The sequence below is a fragment of the Paraburkholderia terrae genome, from assembly GCF_002902925.1.
Taxonomy (GTDB): Bacteria; Pseudomonadota; Gammaproteobacteria; order Burkholderiales; family Burkholderiaceae; genus Paraburkholderia; species Paraburkholderia terrae.
Genome location: NZ_CP026112.1, coordinates 2362434 through 2381375, shown reverse-complemented (window position 1 = coordinate 2381375; position 18942 = coordinate 2362434). Strand labels below are relative to the sequence as shown.

The window sequence follows — 18942 nt, the reverse complement described above, 5'->3', positions numbered from 1 at the left end:
TCCGAGGTATTATCATCATGAGTCGGATCATCTTAAAACAGATAATGCTATATAAAATAGAATGATTTAGATTGAACACAATCAAGAGCGCGAAGGAACGCCCTGTATCGAGAGCGTAACGCTCGCCGCTTGGTCCGTGCGTTGCCGGCCGCGTGGCACCAGTTGAGGAGTGGCCAATGTCAAAGTCGAGTTCGAATGCAGTGCATGAAGCACTCGAGAGGCTGGAAGCGACGGGTGGTGAGCGCACGGACGTCTTTGACGACCGCGGCCGAACCGTGCCATGGATGGCTCGTACGATGTATCGCCTCTACGACGCACAAGGCCAGAAGTTGCTGGACAAGGAAGGCATTTCGGTTGCGCACTGGTTCTATCTTCGGGTTCTGGCAGAACGCGGCGAGATGAACCAGCTCGAACTCAGCAAACGGGTAGGCATTGCATCGACGACGGCCGTACCGGCGCTCGATAGAATGGAAAAGCGCAATCTCGTGCGACGGACGCGCGACCCCAAGGACAGAAGAAAGTACTACGTCAGCCTGCTGGATGAAGGACGACGCCTTGTCGACGAAATGCTGCCTGAACTCACCGAGATGATTTCGGCTTCGCTCGAAGGCATCCCCGCGCAGGATCTCGAAGTTTTCTGGAAAGTCATGCACCAGATCGAAGACAACTTGACGCTGATGTCTCAGAGCGACTCTGTGATCGACTAGCCGTCGGCCCGCCGTCGGCACAACGGCTATGGGTGCCCGATGCGCGGAGAACGGCGGCGCGCTCAGGCCACGCGCATCGTGGGGCGCTCCCGCCTCGGCGGAAAAACACACCAGAGTCCGTCGTTGTGGTGAAAGAAGAACATTGCGGCGGTTCCGGCGGCCCTGCGTGCTTCGACGCACACGTAGCATTGCCGCGTCGCACGCTGGTTCTTGAATTCGATCACATGCACCATGTCCATCGAGGTGGGAGCAAGCCAGTCTTCCACCATCGAGCGTAATGACTTTGCTGCGCTAGCCATCATCTTCTCCTTATCACGCTCGCCATTCGCGTGACGACAACCTGCTGTCTGGTCTGCAACCCGCTTGCAGCGCGCTCCGCTCCCGGGCCCGTCCCGTTATGGACGGGCGATGGGGCGTTGCGCGCTCATGTTTCCGCGCTTTATGTACGTGTATGGCGCATACGAGAACCGCACACGCTTGCTACTTGCTTACCTTGATCCGATTGCCCGTTTCACTCGACTGCTCGATTGCATAGAGCACTTCGTGAAGTGCGCGTGCGTGATCGAAGCTGGGTGCCGTGCGGGTGCCGTTGCGCAGGTCATCGGCGATCAACCGGTAGACGCCAGCGACATTGCGCGCTGCAACGGCATCGCCGGCATCGATCGGAAACGGATCCGGGACGTCGAGTTCCTCATAACCGTTCTGGCCTTTACGTCCGAACTCGACACGCAAGGGCGTGATGTTGACGGCCGGGACGTACTCATTCCTCGCAGTGACGCGTAGATCACCCTCGGTTCCGTTGATTTCCCACAGCAGCTTCGTTCCGCGCGGCAGGCCACCGCGGAGTTGCAACGACAGCGGCGCTCCGGAGCGCAGAATTGCGTTCGCCATGAGGTGGTCGGGCGTTTTCATCTCGACGGTTTCGCCCGTCTCGATGACGCGCACGGTTTGCCTGCGTTGCGAGAGCACCGCGCCGATCTGTTCGATATCGCCGAGGACGGCATCGATCGCCGCAATCGCGTGCCCACCGATCACGGAGAGCAATGTCGCGCCGTTCGCGTTGTCCATGGCGTAGGCGTCACCCTGCAGGATGTCGTCGCCCCAGCTGAAACCCGATCCGACGTACGTCGAAGACAGGACGTCGCCGATCTTGCCGTCTGCGACGAGCTTGCGCATGAACTGCACTTCGGGGGAGGCGATCGCTTGTGCGCCGACGACAGCCAATGCCTTTTTCTCGCGCGCGAGTTCGGCAAGCGCGATGGTTTCTTCGAGCCCGTTGCCGAGCGGCCATTCGTTGTACACGGTCTTGCCCGCCTGCAGGGCCGCCGTGACGACGTCCTTGTGGTGCTGAACCTTGACGGTGACGACGACGATATCGATGTCCGGCGATACGGCCAGCGCAGCGGCACTTTCGAATGCCTGCGGGATACCGAACGCGGCGGCTGCCGCTTGCGCGCTCGCGAGGCTCGTATTTGCCACGCCGGCGAGTTCAAAGACGCCGGACAACGCCCGCAAGGCCGGAATATGAGCTGTTGCCGCCCAACCGCGCCCTGGGCTCAGGCCGACGATACCGACACGATATTTTCCTTCCATTGTTTCCTCTAATCTTTAGGTAACTGCAGTAACCGTGGGCACCGGATCTCGAAGGCCGGCCCTCTGGAGCCAGCCACAGATACCGGCCGCAGCCGTCATACGATCTGGTATCTGTACGACGGGTCTTCCTTGTCACGGCGCCCGACATTGGAATTTTCGAGCGGTGCGAGATCTCCGGGAACCGGGTCCGATCGCTGGGAGTCGAGTACGACCATCCGATCGGCAATCCGCCATTCACCGTTTCGCCGCTCCATGCGGTCCACGTAGCGGATGTTCACCACCCAGTCCATCGCAGGCTTGTCGCCGTCGGGTTTGGTGCGGTGGCTTGCCTGCGCATAATGTTCCGCAAACGCCACGTCGCCGTGGACCTCGACATACTGGTTGCCGGTGAAGTGCTGCGTCGATTCGAAGTTCGGCAACAACTCGGCTGCCCAGTCGATGAAACCTTCGACACCACCCTCGTACGCGCCGTGCCTGTCGATCGCATCCGGGTGGTAACACGAGCGCACGAGATCCCAGTCCATCCGATCGATGCCGCGGCAATAGCGGATATGAACGCGGCGAATCTCCGCTTCATCCAGCAGCTGCTGAAGTTTCGCTTCCAACTTCGGTCTCCTTGATTGAATCGTCGCGGCTGAAGCAGATCGATGCCACGCCGCTGGGGTGAGTGGATTGAAACCGATTGCGAGCCCAATCCACTTGCGAGTCCGCAACGTAACCTGGCGATCGAGCCGAACTACGCGCCAGTGGTCACTTCGCCGTGCCCGGATGCGTCCGGTATTGGCCCGTTTCCATCAGCTCCGAAGCGGCAAGGGCCTTTGGTGTCCAGCGCAGGGTCGCGCGTGTTTCCAGCAACCAGGCCTGATAGCCCTCGGGAACATCCTCCGACGGACCGTGATGGATGACCCCCTTCGGCACACAGGTCAACGTCCCCGGTTCCGTACAGCCGCCCCAGGCGCCCGGGCCTCGGACGTAACAGATCACCTCGTCGAAATCGGCGTTGATGTGAACGGGTGGCCGCCCACCGGGACGCGCGCTGAGGTTGAACATCAGCAGGTCGCCCGTGCCCGATGACAGAAACTGGCTGGGCGGGCCGCCCTCGGGCAGGTAGGCGTGAACCTGGATACTGGCCAGATTCAGCTTCCACACCGGGACGGACTCCGACAGGCACATGCCGAGCGCGAGGGGATCATGCGGCATCGTGAAGACCGTGTTCTCGGGGTCGAGGGTTTTTAGCACCAGCCGCGTCGGGCCGCCGGCGGGCATGGCGGCGTCGACTTCGGCAAACTTCAGATCCCGCGCGACGTTGAGCATGCCGCTTGGCGCAGGCGGCGCGAGCTTAAGGGCCGAAGGACTCTCGACGATAACGCTTCGCATCGCATCGCCCGTCGGTGCATACCGGTACGCGACGGATCGTGGAATGCAGACGAAGTCTCCTTCCGTCGCCGTGAGACAGCCCACGTCCGTTTCGAACCTGACCGTGCCGGACTGGATGAAATGGATCTCGTCCGCTTCGACATTGCGCACCACATACGGCATGGGCTTGCGCCGTCCCGACACATGCAGCTTGACGCCGAGCCGGGACGTCGCCACGGTGGTCGGAAGCGCCTCGGGGTCGTCGTGATCGTCGGGCGTCAGGCGCTCTAGTACGGCGCGCCGCGGTGCGTGCGGCCCCTGCACGGAAAGATAATCAGGCGCGTAGGTCGCCCGGGTCACCACCGACAGCGCGCCCTGGAATCCGTCGCGGGTCCAGAGTTGCACCGGCGGGGGGGCTGCATCATGCGGCTTGCCACTCATTTGTCATTCTCCTTTTGCTCTCGAACGCTCACATCTGCAATGGACCAGATACTGCGCCCGCCATGTGCTTCCCGAGCAGGGCTTCGGGCTGAACGCCCCGTCATGCGCAAACGAAAGCCATCGCCGGTCGTGCATCTGCTCATTCCGCAGGACCTGACGATTCCTTCGTGAGGCACAAGGACGTCGCCCCGTGTACAACGCGGTACAGCGGTTTCGGCCGTGCGGAGCAGGGTTCGGCTGCGTTGATCTTCGCATCCGTCGCCCACTCACGTCGTGCCTGCGCCGCTGCCCGCTTGCGCGGTCATGGCCGCGCAATTCTTTTAAGTCTTGACCGGCTTGCCGATCAGTTGCCGGTACTCATTCGCCGTTGCCGGCTTGCGGCCGAGCAGGCCGGCAATGTCCTTCGCCATCTGGAACATCTCGAGATTGCTCTGGAGGCGCTCGTCGCTGTTCGGGTACTTCCACGGCGTGTCTTCCGTGCCGACGCGGATATGCAGACCCATCATGGTGGCGAGGGTGGTCATATAGAGCGATGCGCGGCCCGCTGCGCAGACGCTGATGACCGAGGTCGGATCGATCTTGCGAATCTGGTCGACCATCAGGAACATGTGTTGCGTCATGTCCTGAGCGTCGCTCACCCAGGTGCCCGACACCAGCGTGCGGCCGACATTGAACGGCAGGCCGTAGAGGATCAGCCAGTTGTACGGCTTCTTGAGGATGCCGGTATCGATCAGCTTGCGCTTGGCAAGCTCGATTTCGCCGGAGCTGTGGACCGCCAGCTCGGGTTTGACGCCCAATTCCTCGAGCGTCATGACGGCCGGTAAAGCAAAGGCTTCCGGATGGCCCGGCGCACACGGCGCGACTTCAGTCAGGCCTTCGCGAGCGGGACTCAGGCACATATCGAACGTCGTGCCGTTCAGCACGTTCACGTTCGGCACGAAATCGTTGCCGAAGCGGGCACGCAGCGGCTCGATAACCTGCTTGTAGGCCTCGACGGGCAGGATGTCGCGATCCATGCGGCGCCCCTGTGCGTCGGTCATGAACGAGAAATCGATGTGAACGCCGCAAGCGCCGGCCTCGATCACGCTGGTCGCTTCATCCACGTACGCCTGGAAGGACGACGTGTCTTCGAAGCGGCCGGAGACCGCGGCGTTGATGGCGACCTTCTCCGATACGTCCCACTTGGGCTGCAACTCGGCCCCTGCGATGAACTGGTACTCCTCCAATTCGCGTTTGGCGGCTTCCCAGAGTGGCAGTTTTTCGATCATGATGATCCCTCGACACAGGTAGTGAACTTAGGTTCGCAAATCTTCCGAACCCACGGCAATCAGATTGGAGAGGGTTTGGTGGCTCGCGCCGGAGAGGTTCCAGAGCCGGGCCCTTCTCGCAATTAAATCGTTTGTAATAAGATGGTTCCGCAAACAATCGATTCATGAAGAATCATGCGATATAGAACGATATAAGTCAAGGAACCCAGGGAATGTCCTGATCAAGGACGCGTGGGTAATCGTCCTGTGCCGCCCGTCGGTAACCATTTGTCCCGGAACGCTGATCAATGCACCGGATCACGTTGAAGCGTTCGTGGCGCGGCAATGAACTGCCAACCGTGAGGGGCCAATGCAGCGCGACACGCGCGCGCTTCGGGCTTCGCTTTCTGCTTGAGTTTGAGGAGGGTCAGCAGTGGTGCTGGGAGATGGCGGATCAACGTCGCAAGCGGAATGGCAAGCATCCGCTCGAGCACTCGACCGATCGCGCGCGTCAAGCGCGAGGATGAGTTGCCCTGGTTGGGCCATGAACAGTGCCGCGATGACCCCTCGTTCGCCGCCGGGGAGCGGCGTGGCGCCCACGACGGCTGCCCCGGAAACGTAAGCGCCGGTCCTGTTCGGCAGCAGGCGTACGCCGGGGCTTCAGCTGCGCGTGAATTGACGCTCACCCCAACGAATTTGCAACCGAGGCGGTCGTCCGGGTGAAGTCGAGGACCGTACTGCCGGAGCCGCTTGTGCCGTTTGCAGGGAGCGCCCGATCGGGCACCCCACCCGCGATGAGTTCGACGATCTGCCGCTCGCAAAGCCCTTCGGTGTCGTAGGTGCCTTGTCCTTGCAGATCGCCAGGCTCACCAGCTGTCAACGCTCGAACACGGCCTTCAGCTTCTCCGGCGGAAGCGCGGAGGTGAGGTCGGCATCGGGTGGTGCCGTGGGATCGCACTTCGGGTCGAGACCCTTGGCGCTGTCGGCATACGGGAACGGAAGGATCGAAGGGGATTCCTTGTTGACTGTTCCCTGATAGGCAGCTACACCTTGGCGTACTGCAAAGCGCACGTAAGTCGTCGTGCCGTCGAGTGTGTAATAGGGATAGGGCTTGCCAGCCTGCTTCGCCGCGACAAAATGGCAATTCACCTGGTTGTCGCTTGCGATCGTCGCGATGGCGGGGACTGGAAGGTGAGCCTGTTCGAATGCCTTTACAGCGGCCAGCGCGGTTTCACCACCATCCGTCACGATGGCGTCGATCTTCGGATACTGCGCGATGAGACCGACTGTGGCCTTCTGGGCGTCGACGGGATTCCAGTTCGTCACGATGTACTGGTCGTTGAGCAACTTCAGACCCGGGTATTTCTTGAGTCCGCTTCTCAGACCGTCCATGAAGTTTTTGGAGGTGGTCGCGCCGGGCGAGCCACCCATGAACACGACGTTTCCGTTCTTGAGTGTGCTTCCGAGCCAGTCAGCCCACATGACACCGATCTGCTGCGTATTGCCCACCACGTTGACCACGTAGTCGCGGCCAGGTGTGCCAGCGACCTGAGCCGAGTACGGAACGACCGCGACGCCCGCCTTCATGGCCGCCCGCATGGCGGGAAGCTGTACCGCACCGAAGTCGGGCAGCAGAATCAGGACGTTGATGCCCTGCGCCACCATGCTGTTGATGTCGGAGTTTGCCTTCTGCGCATCGCCGTTGGCGTTGCTATAGATGATCCGCGTGACGTTCTTGCACCGGCTGAGCTCGTCCTTGACTTCCGCGAGGCCGGTCTTGCGCCACGTATTGCCGCCATACCCGTCCGACACGCCGACGATCATCGGCTTCGTGCCGCACATCGGCGTGATGTCGCCTTGACGGTTCGTGATGGAATCTTCCGCCGCGTGGGCAGCGGTACAGATCAAACCCGTGGAAAGGATCAGGCCGGCGCTTATTTGCGTAGTCGAGACGAGCAGCTTCTCTAGCCAGTATCGGAGATCGCGGCGGCTCTTGATGCCGCGTTGATGAGCGGACATTGAGTCATGCACATCGATCGGACTTTGCAGTTTTTGCACTGCAGCTTGTGATACGCGACGCTTGAAGAACATGGTGATCCTCGCCGTGGGTGATGGATGAGTCATGCAGATCGGACGGACAGGAAAATGGACTTTCCTATGGTGTAGGTGATACGTGATCCTAATAGAAATGATGCCGCGCAAGATAGATTCATATCGAATAATGTGTTTTGGGATGAATGAAGTCAAGCACCCTGGGGAAAATCCCTGGCAAGGGTGTGCGGGTATGCGATGGGTGCTACGCCCCTTCCACAGGACGAAAACGAGACCGGCAATGATGCTCCACGATTCTTGACATGATTAATGCTTGGTAGGATCATGCGATATAGAATCAAGTGATGGCGATCAGACTGGTCTCCCGGCCCGCGTGGCTGGCCCCGTGCTGACGCTTTCGTTTCGACTGTTTCGCAACAAGGAGAAGAGGTAATGGGAAATCAAAAGCTTCGGCTGTCTATCGCCGTTGGCAACTATGACCGCATGCGGCCGCTCATCGATGGGGACGTTCAGATCGAAGGCGTAGATCCCGTCTTTCTGCTTCAGGAGCCTGAGGAGATCTTCTTTCGCGCGTTTCGGCACGCCGACTACGACATCTGCGAGCTCTCGCTCAGTAGCTACTCGGTCAAGACTGCTGCGGGCGAGTCGTCCTATATCGCCGTGCCCGTCTTTCCGTCGCGGGCGTTCCGTCATACGTCGATCTACGTGCGCGCAGACCGGGGGATCGAGAAGCCTGAAGATCTGAAGGGAAAGCGTATCGGGGTGCCCGAGTATCAGCTCACCGCGAACGTCTGGGTCCGGCTCCTTCTTGAGGAGGAGTATGGCGTCAAGGCATCGGACGTGACCTGGGTGCGTGGTGGCTACGAAGATCCTTCCAGAGTCGAAAAGATCGCGCTGAACTTGCCCGGTGACATCAAGCTTGAAGATGCGCCCGAAGGCGAAACCATCTCAGGCCTTCTGGCGGCGGGGAAGATCGACGCCGTTATCGGCCCGCGTGCGCCTTCCTGCTTTGACGAGGGCCATCCGCAGGTTCGGTATCTCTTCGATGACCCACACAAGACTGCCGCCGACTGGTATGCGCGCACAAAGCTGTTTCCGATCATGCACACGCTCGGTGTCAGAAAGACGCTCGCCGAGGAGCATCCGTGGCTGCCGGGCGCGCTCGTGAAGGCATTCGAGAAATCGAAGGCCCTCGCACTCGCGCGGCTCAGTGAGACCGGGGCGACCAAAGTGACCTTGCCGTTCGTCGAAGACCAGTTGCGGGCGGCGCGCAAGCTGATGGGCTTCGATTTCTGGTCGTACGGCTTTGCCGAAAACGAGCGGACTATCGATCGCTTCCTTGCGCAGCACTATGCGGAGGGGCTTTCCAGCCGCCGGTTGAAGCCGCATGAGCTGTTTCACCCTGCGAGCCTCGAAAGCTTCAAGATCTGATTCGTATACCTGACTCGTTCGGGGCAGTGCGTTGCGAGGCGCGCTGCCCCGGTACGTCGTTCTTGTCCGCAATCCGCAGAGAACCTGCGCCGCGCCGTCTAGCCATCAGCGCAGCGTGTGCACCGGCAGCCAGCGAACGCGCGTGGGGACCGGGTGAAGGGCAGAAAGTGAAGGAGGGCGGCCAGGTCAAGCATCAGGTGACCGAACGGCCCGAACGCCTGCCGCGATGCACGCAGACCCTTGGAATAAGAGCCAGGCCGGCGACGGTCGAATTCAAGCAGCGCACGGGCGCGACCAAACACGCCGCCGGACGGCTCGGCTAGCGGCGTTCATCGTGGTCGTCTCCGGTTTCGCGCTCACTCCAGACACCCTGATTTCAATAGACCAACGTGCCGAGGTTGACGCTTCCCGTGCGGTCTCTCGAAGCCAGCACCTTTTCCGTTCCGTCTTTTCGCACCCGAACCTCGATACGCGAGGAGGGCGCGGTGAGCCCGGAGAATCGGAAGTCGCCGAAATGGTCGGTCCTTGTCGTGGATTCGCGTCCATCGGAGGCGTCGCGTAGGACAACTTCGGCGCCCGTCAGATTGCGCAGTTGACCGCCACCCAGGTCTTCGCAGACGTTGCCTGCCACCAGATGGCTGAGCGCGTCGTCCAGATTCTTGTAGAACACGCGCGGCCGGGTGCCGAGTTCGGGGCGCATGACTGACAGGTGCTCTTTCTCGACTATTTGTGCCAATTCGGCGTCCGCGACATTCAACGCACGGATCGCCTTGGTGGGGCAGGCTTGCGTGCAGCGCGGCTCTTTCCAGCCGGCGTCGAGCAGGTGAGCGTCGAAGTTCCAGTTCTGCGGCACCTGTTCCTGTTCATTCCATTCGATCATGCCGTAAGGGCATGTCCCGACCAGATCGCGCCGTCCCTGCGACTTGACAGGGTCGATCACGACGACGCCGTCCGGACGCTTGTAGATCGCGCCGTCCGATGCCGCTTTGACGCAGGGTGCGTTGTCGCAGTGATTGCAGGTCTTCGGGATATAGGTGACATCGACAAGCGAACCCTCTCCGCGAACATGACGTTCGATTCGGATTGTTTCCAGGCCTTCCGGCGGATGAGGCGCGGAATAACCCGGAAAGGCATTGCCGCTGTACTCGTCCTTGGTCGCAAGGACGCAGTTTCTGCAATTGATGCAGAGTGAAACGTCAACGACCAGTGCCCAGCCGCTCACGCTGCCTTCTCGAGATTTGAGTCCCATTTTTCCACCTCCACCCAGCAAGTATTGGGCATGATCCCGTCCGCGGTCGGACTCATTTTTCCACCTGGCGTCAGGAGATTGAGACAACCTCCCCGATCGACCAGGCCCATCGAAGTCTCGATCAGATCGAGCTCGGCACACGACTCATTGCCGCGTGTCACGCCCGCCTTGACGAGCTGAGAAACGTCCACCGCACAGATGACTGACGCCTGCGCGTTGTAGACCCGAACCAGATCGCCACGCTGCAGGCCGCGCGCCTGCGCATCCTTGGAGCTCAACCGCAGCACCCAGTAGCGATACCCGCCAACCTCCATCCGATGTTCGTCGATCGTGCTGACGTGACTGTTCTTCCCGTCTGCATGCGTATGGAAGCTGTAGACGGGATGGTTGGTCACGAGCTGCAGCGGAAACGATTGTTTCGCGGCGCTGGCGCGGTTCATGTAGCGGTTGACGGCCGGCCTCGCAGGATCAAGCTGTTCGATACGACGCAGGCTCGACGGCACAAACTCGAACTTGCCCGACTGCGTCGGCAGCCCGTCGCCGAAGCCGAGCGAATACGTGCCGGGCAGCGGATTCGGCTCGGGCAGATCCTTCGGACGGCCTTCCGCAAACCAGCGCATGTCGACGGACGGCTGATCGTCGTCCTTCGGCGGCGGCACGACGTGATAGCCTTTTTTCAGGAACTTCTTCCAGGTGGTCTGTTTGGGCAAGTCGGTTGAATTGAACATCCGCTCGCACCAGGCCAGTTCGGAGCATCCGCCTTCCGAGTACATCCCGCCGTATCCAAGCCTGAGCATGATATCCAGAAAGATCTGGTAGTCCGACTTCGATTCGCCGAGGGGCTCGATGCATTTGTGCTGCATGGTCACCACACGGTGATTGAGCTGGGTCTGCGCATGCTGGATGTAGCCGCCGCAGTTCGCCCATTCGGAGATGTCGTCACGTTCGAGCGCGGTGCAGGCAGGCAGAATGATGTCTGCGAACTGGGCCTCGTTCTCCATCCAGATCGACTGGTTGACGATAAATTCGAGCGATGAATGACGATAAGCTTCAACGAGCCTGTTCGATCCCGGCGTCGTGCCGAACGATGACGAGCCATAGCGGTACAGCATGTGGATGCGAGAAAGGCCCGGCCTCGGATACGAGTATTCGGCAAATTGCCCCTCGGTCGAGAAGCCGTCCCACGCGTAGCCTTGCGCGTGTCCGTCCACGATGGCTTCGGCAAGCCGTTGACGGGGAACGGCCTGCTTCACCGGGTTGATCGTGATGATGTGCGGCATGCGGCAGTAGTTGTTGGCCGCGCTCGCCGTGTTGTTCAGATCACCGGAGATTCCACCCTCGGCGTAGCCGGGAAAGTAAAAATTGAGGTCCTGCGGCGCGCCGATCTGCAAATTGCCGAAGTTGATTCCCGGTTTTCCCCATCCCTGCATCGCCATCATCATGACGACGCTTCGCGCCCATTGAGCACCCGTCTCGGTGCGGCATGCGCCACCGAAGCCTGCGCCCAGGCCGCCGGCCGCGAGATAAGTCTTCTTCGACGCCCACAACTGCGCGAGACTGCGGACATCCTTGGCGGGCACGCCGGTTTCGGCCTCTTGCCACTCCGGCGTCTTCGGTACGCCGTCCTCGTTGCCGAGGACGTAGGCACGCCATTCGTCGAAGCCGGTCGTCTTCGATTCCACGTATTCCTTATCGTAGCTGCCGCTGATCATCCATTCATGCATGATCGCGATCGCGAGCGCCGAGTCGGTACCAGGCTTGATCGGCAGCCATTTCCCGCCCAGGAACTGAGCGGAGTGCGTCAGATAGGGATCGATATGCACGAACTCGATGCCGAGCTGCTTGGCCCACAGCCGGCGCTCGGTGCCTTCGAATCCGCCATAGACACCACTCGTCGATTCGGGATCGCTCGACCAGAACACGATCACCTCCGCATGCTGAAGGCAGTCCTCGGTCGTGCCGTAAAAGCTCGGCGTGCCCAGCCGCAGGCTATTGCCGTAGTGATGCATCGCCCCCCAGTACCATCCTTCCCAACTGATCGGACTCGGTTCGACGCGGGTGTGTCCAATCAGATTGCCGAAGCGCAGCAGCGCGCTCAGGTAGTAGTTGATATTCCCCCACTGGTGATGCGCGCCCGTGACGATGGCGACGGCCCCGGGGCCGTAATCCTGCTTCATGCGGCGGATTTCTCCAGCGACGATATCGAGCGCTTCGTCCCAGCTGATGCGCTCATAGCCCGAGATCCCGCGATTCTGAAGATTGCGTTCGCCATTGGGATCGAAGTCGACGCGCTTCATCGGATAGAGGAGGCGCTTTTCGGAGTACACGAGTGATTTCAGGGAAAGCGCGTGCGGGCTGACCGTCGCGCGCCGCGCCGGTGAAAACCAGCGACCTCTTGCCGTGATACTCCAGCTCGGCCCGTCGTCCTCTTCGAGATCGATGGGCGTGGTGCGTACGATCTTGTCGTCCTTGACGAAGACGAACACGGGTCCGCCATTGGTGAGCGTGACGTAACGCGTGGTTCCGTCCTTCATCGGCGTGCCCTTGCGCCACGCAGCCGTCTTCATCGTGTTGACGAGCTGACCGAACCACACGAGCTTCGGGTCGCTTCCTCCCTGCGTGATCTTGAAGTTCTTGAGCGCATCGATCAGGAACGCATGATCGGTGTTCGGCGCGAGCATCTTGCGGGCGGTTGCCACATCCATGAAGACAAGCTCCGCGTCGGGTTTGGGATTCACACCCCAGCTCCCTGACACAGTTCCGTTCCCGAAATGAAGTTGTCTCGAGAGGGTGTTGTCTCTGAGACGCAACTGGATGATTCCACTCCCTGTGGCGAGATGCGCGCGCATGGCCGGGAACTTGCGTGCCGCAATACGCAGCACGGTCGGCATGAGCCAGAGGATAAGTACGAGGATTTTTCGCTGCATGAGAATGTCATCCCTGAGCAGAACTGCGCTTTGATTGGACCCTGCGACTGCCGGGCAGGCACCGGCCGATCAGCCGGTGCCCTGTGTCTCCGTGTTTTCGGAACGATCCGCGACATCGATCCCGGCGGTTCCGAACTGCGCCCTGATCAGCGAATTTCGCTGAGCGGCGCGACGCAGTCGTCGATCACGTTGTATGATCTTACCCACAACGTATCATTTGTGTAGAAATGATTCCAAAAAAAATAAACCGATATCGAATGATATTGTTTGGTATAAATAATGTCAAGCGCCCGCATGATGGGGTGCCCAGAGTACCGGCTGTTCGTGGCCCGGAAATCTCCCCGTGCGCCCTTAGATAAAGGAATGAGGAAATGCCCAAGTCGAATCCCGGTGTCGCCAAGGCAACTTCGGACCGCTTGCCGCCAGGCGAGGCAGCCGCGAAGCTGTCGCCCGAACTTTTTGATGAGCGTGGCCGAACGGTGCCGTGGATGGCCAAAACGGTACGCCGACTCTATGATGCACAGGGCCAGAAGATTCTCGATAGAGAAAATCTTGCCATTGCGTATTGGTACTACCTGCGCGTACTCGCCGAGCGCGGCGAGTTGAATCAGCTCGAATTAAGTAAGCGAGTGGGGATTGCCTCGACGACCGCGGTGCCGGCACTCGACAACCTGGAAAAACGCGGGCTGGTGCAGAGAATTCGAGATCCTAAAGACAGAAGGAAGTATTACGTCAGTCTTAAGGACGAGGGAAGGCGCCTGGTCGACGACATGTTGCCGCAGCTCTCGGAGATGTTCTCGGCCTCGCTCGACGGAATCTCTCCGCGGGACATGCAGGTGTTCTGGAAGGTCGCACACCAGATTGAGAAAAATCTGATCCGGATGTCCCAGGACGATACGACCTTGGATTGATGGCTTCGAAAACGTCGGGTGCTGGTGGACACGCATCAGGTGCGTCAGCCGGTATGGACGAACGCGTCGCTGAAGAAGTCGTCTTCGGGTAAGCCGGCCTTCACGAAGGTGTCGTGCGCGGCGCTCGTCATCGACGGATTGCCGCATGCGTACACTTCGTATCCCGCGAGCGAGCCGAAGTCTTCGAGCACCGCTTCATGCACGAAGCCACGCCGTCCCGTCCACGCCTCGTCGGCTTCGGACAGCACCGGCACGAACTTTACGCGGCCACTGTCGTGCCATTTCTGCGCGAGCGCCGCGAGATAGATGTCTTCGGCGCGGCGCGCGCCCCAGTACAGATGCAGCGGCCGTTCGAGCCTGCGCTTGATCGCGTCTTCGACGATCGACTTCACCGGCGCGAACCCCGTGCCTGTCGCGAGCAGCACGGCGGGTTTGTCCGACCCTTCGCGCAGCGTGAACTCCCCGAACGGCAACTCGATGCGCAACCTATCGCCTTTCGCGATGCGGCCCAGCACGCCTTCGGAGAACCGGCCGCCGGGTACATGGCGCACGTGCAGCTGCACGCTATCGCTTTCGTGCGGCGCATTCGCCATCGAGTAGTTGCGCCGCGTGCCGTCCTCCAGCTCGACCTGCAGATACTGGCCGGCACCGAACTTCGCACGCACGCCTGCGGGCAGCCGCAACTGCAGGATGCTGACGTCGGCGGCCGGCTGGGTGATGCGGTACACGGAGGCATCGAGTGTTTTGCGCGCGACGGGGTCGCGCTTCTCGATGCGGCGCGGCGCGATCGTCAGGTCCGTGTCGGGGCGCAGGCAGCACAGCAGCGTGCGCTCGGCCGGGCCCACCACAGCGCCCTGCACCTGCGAACGCCCCCCGCCTGCCACAAGGCGTCCTTCGCAGGACGCGCAGACGCCCTTGCGGCACGAGTACGGCACCGCATAGCCGGCGCGTTCGGCCGCGTCGAGCACGGTTTCGCCAGTCGCGCACGGGAAGGTGATGTCGCTGTCAGCGACGGAAATACGAAAATCCATGATGTGACCTCGATGCATTGTCAGCTGGTGTCGGGCGAAGTTCGGGTGGATCAGCCGGCAGGCGCCGGCATCGTGCCCGTCGTGACGAGGCCGCGCATGCCGGGCAGCGGCGCCGGGTTCGAGCGCAATTCGTCCGTGGTGCTGAAACCGGAGCCGTGACCGGCCCTCGAAAAGATCACGCCCATTTCCATCGCGCGCGCCGGTCCGCGCAAGTTCGCGGGCGTCATAGCGGCAACGCGAGCAGCGTGTCGATACGGGAGCTGTCGCACACGACGACGCGCTCGCGCAACCGCACGCCCGCTTCGTCGCGCACATACACGTCGCAATAGCGGCCCGTCGCGAACAGGTCGGTGGTCCCGTCGCGCATGATGCGCGCGACCATGAACGAGGTTTCGCTGCGCGTCTCGGCGCCGTCGTCGCTGATCACGTACGGCTGACCGAGCACATGGCGGTAGGCGTGCCGTTCATAGATATTGGCGTCGCGCAGCGACGCCACCCGGTCGACCAGCATCCCGTGTGAGGCCGCGTAGATCATGCTGCCTACGAGGCCGCGGCGATGGTTGTCGGCGGTCGTGACCCGGTACACGCACGACGTGGTGAAGAAGCCGGGCCACTGCCCGAGGTCGCCGTCGTCGATGCAGCGCACGTATTCGGCCTGCGCGCGGGCGATCAGTTGATGGATATCCTGCGTCATCGTCAATATCCCATTGCGTTACGGTAGGCCTTCCAGAAGCCGCGAATCGAGGCTTCCGTCACGCGGCTCGCGCTGCTGGTCGTGCCGTCGCCACCCATCTCGATCACCGAGCGTGCGTCGCTTGCGCCGTCGATGCCGCGCTGCACGAAGCCGCCCACGCAGCCGTCTTCCATCGAGACATAGCCGGCCGGGCCCACGAGATTCGCCTGGCGCAGACGCATTTCCCGCAACTCGGGCGTATCCTCTTCGAAGCCGAGATAGATCCAGTTCAGTTCGGTCTGGCGCGCGCCGCGCGGCAGGATCTGGCGCACCGCGATGGCGTTCTGGATCTGCTGCAGCACGAAGCCCGGAAACACCGAAAGAATCTGCAGCGTGATGCCGTCGCCGAACTCGTCGGTGCCCGCGAGCACTGAAGTATCTTCGAGCTGGTGGCCGCTCTCCGAGCGGATGTTCTGGCCCGCGTAGTCGTTCGTGGCCGCCTGCGTCGCCGCTTCAGCCGCGTGATCGACGGCTGAATAGCTGACGTGATGGCCGCCGTTTGAGTCGACGATGATGCCGCCGCGCTGCGACAGCTTGTTCAACTGGAAGGTCGTGAAGAACAGATGCAGGATGCTGGCGTGATAGGAATCCTTGACGTTCTCGAAATAAAGCTTCCAGTTGTTCGGCAGCATCTGCGTGAAGCGGCCGAGCACGACGGGCGTGCGGTTTTCGAGCACGCGCGCGACGCGTTCGACGATCTCCTCGCCGAGGTATTCGTCGAGCGGGGGCACGTCGTCGGAGAAGCTGCCGAACACGAGACCGTGCAGCGTCGCCACGCGCAGCTTGCGCAAACCGTGATCCCCAAGGCAGAAGCCTTCTTTCATGCCGCCCTGGCCGTTGATGCCATCCTGGAACGCGACGCCGAGCAGATCACCCTGCAGGTTGTAGGTCCAGGCGTGATAGACGCAGCTGAAGTCCTTCGCGTTGCCTTCGTCTTCCAGGCAAACCATCGCGCCACGATGCGCGCAGCGGTTTTCGAATGCATAGAGCTCGCCGTCCGCGTCACGCGTGACCACCACGGGCGCATCGCCGACGAACGTGCTGCGGAAGTCGCCCGGATTCGGCACCTCGGCTTCGAGGCACAGGTAACTCCAGTTCGGACCACGAAAGATCGCTTGCTGCTCGTCCGCATAGACTTCGTCGCTCTGAAACAGCGCATAGGGCACGCGCGTCACGCCCTCGGCGGGCCACTCGATGCTGGCGCGGCGCGCCGGCTGGATGGGGATGATGTTCAAGGTGCTGACTCCGTAGCAGGCATTTGCCAGATGCCGATTGCCTGGGACCGAGGCGGGACTGTCGTTGACAAGCCTGCCGGGGTGTGTTCGAATATCGTACATTGTTCGATATGAGAACCAATATGACACCCACCAAAAGTCCTGTCAATACGGAGGACGGCACCTCGTCGCCCGTCGAGGACGAGGCCGGGGCAAGCCATGTCCGCGCAAAGGAAGGCATGGCGGGGCTCGCCAAGGGCCTGGCGATCATCGAGGCGTTCGGTGCGAACACCACGCGCATGACCGTCTCGGATGCGGCGCATCTGGCTGACCTGAGTCGCCCCGCGGCGCGGCGCTGCCTGCTGACGCTCGTCGAGCTTGGCTATCTCGCGCACGACGGTAAGTTCTTCACGCCGCTGCCGCGCATGCTGCGACTGGGCGGTGCCTACCTCAGCACGTCGTCGCTGCCTCAGATTGCGCAGCCGCTGCTGGCGAGTGCGCGCGACACGCTACAGGAGTCCGTTTCGCTGGCCGTGCTGGACGAGGGTTATGCGGTGTTCATCGCACGCGCCGAGGCGGTCCGTATCGTGTCGACGGGAGTGAAGCTCGGTGGCCGCCTGCCCGCCTATTGCTCGGCCACGGGACGCGTGCTGCTAGGCGGCCTGCCTGAACAGCAGGTGCGCGCGCACCTCGAAAGCGTCCCCATGAAGCGGCTCACCGATCGCACCGTGGCAAATCTCGACGGCGTGCTGAAGGCTATCCGGCGCGCGGCAGAGGACGGGTACGCGATCAGCGACGAGGAGTTGGAAATCGGCATGTCGGCGATGGCGGTGCCGGTGAGAAACAGCGCCGGGGAGATCGTGGCGGCGCTGAGCGTGAGCGTATTTTCAGGGCGCGTGAGCATCGAAACGTTGCGAGAAAGTTTTTTGCCGACGCTGCGTGAAACGGCCGGGCGCGTGCAACGCTCGCTATAGGCCGACTGATATCCGCGCATCCGGTCGCGAGGTGTGCGCCCGACTAACGATGTTTTCTGACGTATGGTGCCCGCCACTTGGGCGCACAGGTGCCAGTCGCAACCAGCGCCGTGGCATCACGCCAGTCAGTTGGCCGGACGGGGTAGTGCCGCGGCGCAACGGTGGCAAGTGACAGGTAGTCCAGACGCGCCCGCGTGCGCCGCCGGTTACTGAAAACTTCGGCCTGGCAAGAGAGGCGGAGCGCTACAACAGAGCGGCAAAGTGGCGGCGTGCGAATTCAAGCTCTGGCAGCAGGTGTTCCACTACGCCTTCGCGCGTCATGCGGCTTGTCGACACGGAAAGGCTCATCGCTGCAACCATTTCGCCTCGTGCGTTGCAGATCGGAACGGCGATCGAGCGAATACCGATCTCCAGTTCTTCATCAATGATCGCGTACCCGTGTTTGCTCACGAATTCGATCTCTTTCATGATGCTGCCGGTCGTAGTACGGGTGTGAGGCGTCAGAGCGGGACGTGCCATTCGGTTCAGCATAAATTTCACCTCAGCGGCTGGCCGGCTCGACAGCAGAACGCGCCCTGTCGCACTGCAGTAAGCAGGCAGGCGCGAGCCAACACCCAAACCGCTGGACAGGCTGCGTCGATGCGATGAGCGCGCGACAAAGACCGCGTCCTGCGAATCCAGCACAGCAATCGAGGCAGCCTCTTGCGTGCGTTCGCTGGTGATCTCAAGGATAGGTTGCGCGACCTTGGCCAGCGGATCTGAGACGACATACGCGTAGCCCAGTCTCAGCGCGCGCGGTGCCAGGACAAAACTGTGGCCATCCTGCGCGGCATAGCCAAGCTTGCATAGCGTCAGCAAACTGCGTCGTACCGAGCCCTTGGTATGGCCGGTTATCTCTGCCGCCTGTGTCAGTGTCAACGGCCCCTTGTTCATACCGAATGCTTCGATGATGGACAGCCCTTTTTCGAGTCCCATCACGTATTCCGGCTCGTTTTCCCGTGGTTCTTTCCCGCTCGCCTGAGACGTCATAAACCCTCGCGAAATTCGGATTCCGTACAAACGTCCGGTATGCGGAA

General features: G+C 61.4%; 17 protein-coding genes. 5 read left to right on the top strand and 12 right to left on the bottom strand.

Going from position 1 to position 18942, the window contains the following annotated elements; all coding sequences use genetic code 11:
• Positions 1-176: 176 nt before the first annotated feature.
• A complete protein-coding gene (locus tag C2L65_RS26900; RefSeq protein ID WP_042307704.1) occupies positions 177-707 on the top strand; it encodes a MarR family winged helix-turn-helix transcriptional regulator in 531 nt (176 codons plus the stop codon).
• Between the two features lie 480 nt (positions 708-1187).
• Here the strand turns inward: C2L65_RS26900 and C2L65_RS26890 are convergent, their stop codons facing one another.
• The 5 genes from C2L65_RS26890 to C2L65_RS26860 form a co-directional block, all read right to left on the bottom strand.
• Positions 1188-2300 carry a Gfo/Idh/MocA family protein gene (locus tag C2L65_RS26890; protein ID WP_042307706.1) on the bottom strand — a complete coding sequence of 371 codons (1113 nt, stop codon included), beginning with the start codon at positions 2298-2300 and terminating at the stop codon, positions 1188-1190.
• Between the two features lie 95 nt (positions 2301-2395).
• Positions 2396-2905 carry a nuclear transport factor 2 family protein gene (locus tag C2L65_RS26885; RefSeq protein ID WP_042307707.1) on the bottom strand — a complete coding sequence of 170 codons (510 nt, stop codon included), beginning with the start codon at positions 2903-2905 and terminating at the stop codon, positions 2396-2398.
• Positions 2906-3050: 145 nt separating this feature from the next.
• Entirely contained in the window at positions 3051-4097 is a 1047-nt protein-coding gene (locus C2L65_RS26880) for a homogentisate 1,2-dioxygenase (protein ID WP_042307709.1), read from the bottom strand.
• 320 nt (positions 4098-4417) lie between these two features.
• Positions 4418-5365: a 3-keto-5-aminohexanoate cleavage protein gene (locus C2L65_RS26875; RefSeq protein WP_042307712.1), complete on the bottom strand. Its 948-nt coding sequence runs from the start codon at positions 5363-5365 to the stop codon at positions 4418-4420.
• 855 nt (positions 5366-6220) lie between these two features.
• Complete coding sequence (locus C2L65_RS26860) at positions 6221-7591, bottom strand: substrate-binding domain-containing protein (RefSeq protein ID WP_233446555.1); 1371 nt, start codon at positions 7589-7591, stop codon at positions 6221-6223.
• Positions 7592-7828: 237 nt separating this feature from the next.
• On the opposite strand from C2L65_RS26860, the gene C2L65_RS26855 reads away from it, so the two are divergent.
• Positions 7829-8827 carry an ABC transporter substrate-binding protein gene (locus C2L65_RS26855; RefSeq protein ID WP_042307717.1) on the top strand — a complete coding sequence of 333 codons (999 nt, stop codon included), beginning with the start codon at positions 7829-7831 and terminating at the stop codon, positions 8825-8827.
• 376 nt (positions 8828-9203) lie between these two features.
• On the opposite strand, the gene C2L65_RS26850 is transcribed toward C2L65_RS26855, so the two are convergent.
• Both C2L65_RS26850 and C2L65_RS26845 read right to left on the bottom strand, forming a co-directional pair.
• Positions 9204-10049, bottom strand: a complete 846-nt coding sequence (locus C2L65_RS26850; protein ID WP_233446554.1) for a 4Fe-4S dicluster domain-containing protein — start codon at positions 10047-10049, stop codon at positions 9204-9206.
• The gene (locus tag C2L65_RS26845) at positions 10046-12967 is read right to left on the bottom strand and encodes a molybdopterin-dependent oxidoreductase (RefSeq protein WP_233446601.1); all 2922 of its coding nucleotides are present in this window, start codon (positions 12965-12967) and stop codon (positions 10046-10048) included. Before C2L65_RS26845 ends, C2L65_RS26850 begins: the two co-directional genes overlap by 4 nt.
• Here C2L65_RS26845 and C2L65_RS46700 point away from each other — a divergent pair.
• A complete protein-coding gene (locus C2L65_RS46700; RefSeq protein WP_233446617.1) occupies positions 12848-13228 on the top strand; it encodes a hypothetical protein in 381 nt (126 codons plus the stop codon). The two genes, C2L65_RS26845 and C2L65_RS46700, sit on opposite strands and share 120 nt — an antisense overlap.
• A 146-nt stretch (positions 13229-13374) precedes the next feature.
• On the top strand, positions 13375-13914 hold the full coding sequence (locus C2L65_RS26840) for a MarR family winged helix-turn-helix transcriptional regulator (protein ID WP_042307721.1): 540 nt from the start codon (positions 13375-13377) through the stop codon (positions 13912-13914).
• Between the two features lie 44 nt (positions 13915-13958).
• Here C2L65_RS26840 and C2L65_RS26835 read toward each other — a convergent pair whose 3' ends face one another.
• The 4 genes from C2L65_RS26835 to C2L65_RS26820 are packed head-to-tail and all read right to left on the bottom strand — an operon-like array spanning position 13959 to position 16913.
• Complete coding sequence (locus C2L65_RS26835) at positions 13959-14945, bottom strand: 2Fe-2S iron-sulfur cluster-binding protein (protein WP_042307723.1); 987 nt, start codon at positions 14943-14945, stop codon at positions 13959-13961.
• A 50-nt stretch (positions 14946-14995) separates the two neighbouring features.
• On the bottom strand, positions 14996-15172 hold the full coding sequence (locus C2L65_RS26830; RefSeq protein ID WP_042307724.1) for a hypothetical protein: 177 nt from the start codon (positions 15170-15172) through the stop codon (positions 14996-14998).
• Positions 15169-15639 carry an aromatic-ring-hydroxylating dioxygenase subunit beta gene (locus C2L65_RS26825; RefSeq protein WP_007745631.1) on the bottom strand — a complete coding sequence of 157 codons (471 nt, stop codon included), beginning with the start codon at positions 15637-15639 and terminating at the stop codon, positions 15169-15171. The genes C2L65_RS26830 and C2L65_RS26825 overlap by 4 nt, the downstream gene beginning before the upstream one ends.
• 2 nt (positions 15640-15641) lie before the next feature.
• The gene (locus C2L65_RS26820) at positions 15642-16913 is read right to left on the bottom strand and encodes an aromatic ring-hydroxylating dioxygenase subunit alpha (protein ID WP_042307726.1); all 1272 of its coding nucleotides are present in this window, start codon (positions 16911-16913) and stop codon (positions 15642-15644) included.
• A gap of 122 nt (positions 16914-17035) precedes the next feature.
• On the opposite strand from C2L65_RS26820, the gene C2L65_RS26815 reads away from it, so the two are divergent.
• Positions 17036-17866, top strand: coding sequence for an IclR family transcriptional regulator domain-containing protein (locus C2L65_RS26815; protein WP_042307728.1), 831 nt, complete (start codon positions 17036-17038; stop codon positions 17864-17866).
• A gap of 243 nt (positions 17867-18109) precedes the next feature.
• Here the strand turns inward: C2L65_RS26815 and C2L65_RS26810 are convergent, their stop codons facing one another.
• Positions 18110-18841, bottom strand: coding sequence for an IclR family transcriptional regulator domain-containing protein (locus tag C2L65_RS26810; RefSeq protein WP_233446553.1), 732 nt, complete (start codon positions 18839-18841; stop codon positions 18110-18112).
• Positions 18842-18942 lie beyond the last annotated feature (101 nt).

Bases quoted from the DNA above. Each gene is read 5' to 3' on its own strand.
- C2L65_RS26840 (WP_042307721.1), top strand. From the start codon at position 13,375: ATGCCCAAGTCGAATCCCGGTGTCGCCAAGGCAACTTCGGACCGCTTG.
- C2L65_RS26890 (WP_042307706.1), bottom strand. From the start codon at position 2,300: ATGGAAGGAAAATATCGTGTCGGTATCGTCGGCCTGAGCCCAGGGCGC.
- C2L65_RS26880 (WP_042307709.1), bottom strand. From the start codon at position 4,097: ATGAGTGGCAAGCCGCATGATGCAGCCCCCCCGCCGGTGCAACTCTGG.
- C2L65_RS26835 (WP_042307723.1), bottom strand. From the start codon at position 14,945: ATGGATTTTCGTATTTCCGTCGCTGACAGCGACATCACCTTCCCGTGC.
- C2L65_RS26830 (WP_042307724.1), bottom strand. From the start codon at position 15,172: ATGACGCCCGCGAACTTGCGCGGACCGGCGCGCGCGATGGAAATGGGC.
- C2L65_RS26825 (WP_007745631.1), bottom strand. From the start codon at position 15,639: ATGACGCAGGATATCCATCAACTGATCGCCCGCGCGCAGGCCGAATAC.
- C2L65_RS46700 (WP_233446617.1), top strand. From the start codon at position 12,848: ATGAAGTTGTCTCGAGAGGGTGTTGTCTCTGAGACGCAACTGGATGAT.
- C2L65_RS26875 (WP_042307712.1), bottom strand. From the start codon at position 5,365: ATGATCGAAAAACTGCCACTCTGGGAAGCCGCCAAACGCGAATTGGAG.
- C2L65_RS26815 (WP_042307728.1), top strand. From the start codon at position 17,036: ATGACACCCACCAAAAGTCCTGTCAATACGGAGGACGGCACCTCGTCG.
- C2L65_RS26845 (WP_233446601.1), bottom strand. From the start codon at position 12,967: ATGCCGACCGTGCTGCGTATTGCGGCACGCAAGTTCCCGGCCATGCGC.
- C2L65_RS26810 (WP_233446553.1), bottom strand. From the start codon at position 18,841: ATGGGACTCGAAAAAGGGCTGTCCATCATCGAAGCATTCGGTATGAAC.
- C2L65_RS26855 (WP_042307717.1), top strand. From the start codon at position 7,829: ATGGGAAATCAAAAGCTTCGGCTGTCTATCGCCGTTGGCAACTATGAC.
- C2L65_RS26900 (WP_042307704.1), top strand. From the start codon at position 177: ATGTCAAAGTCGAGTTCGAATGCAGTGCATGAAGCACTCGAGAGGCTG.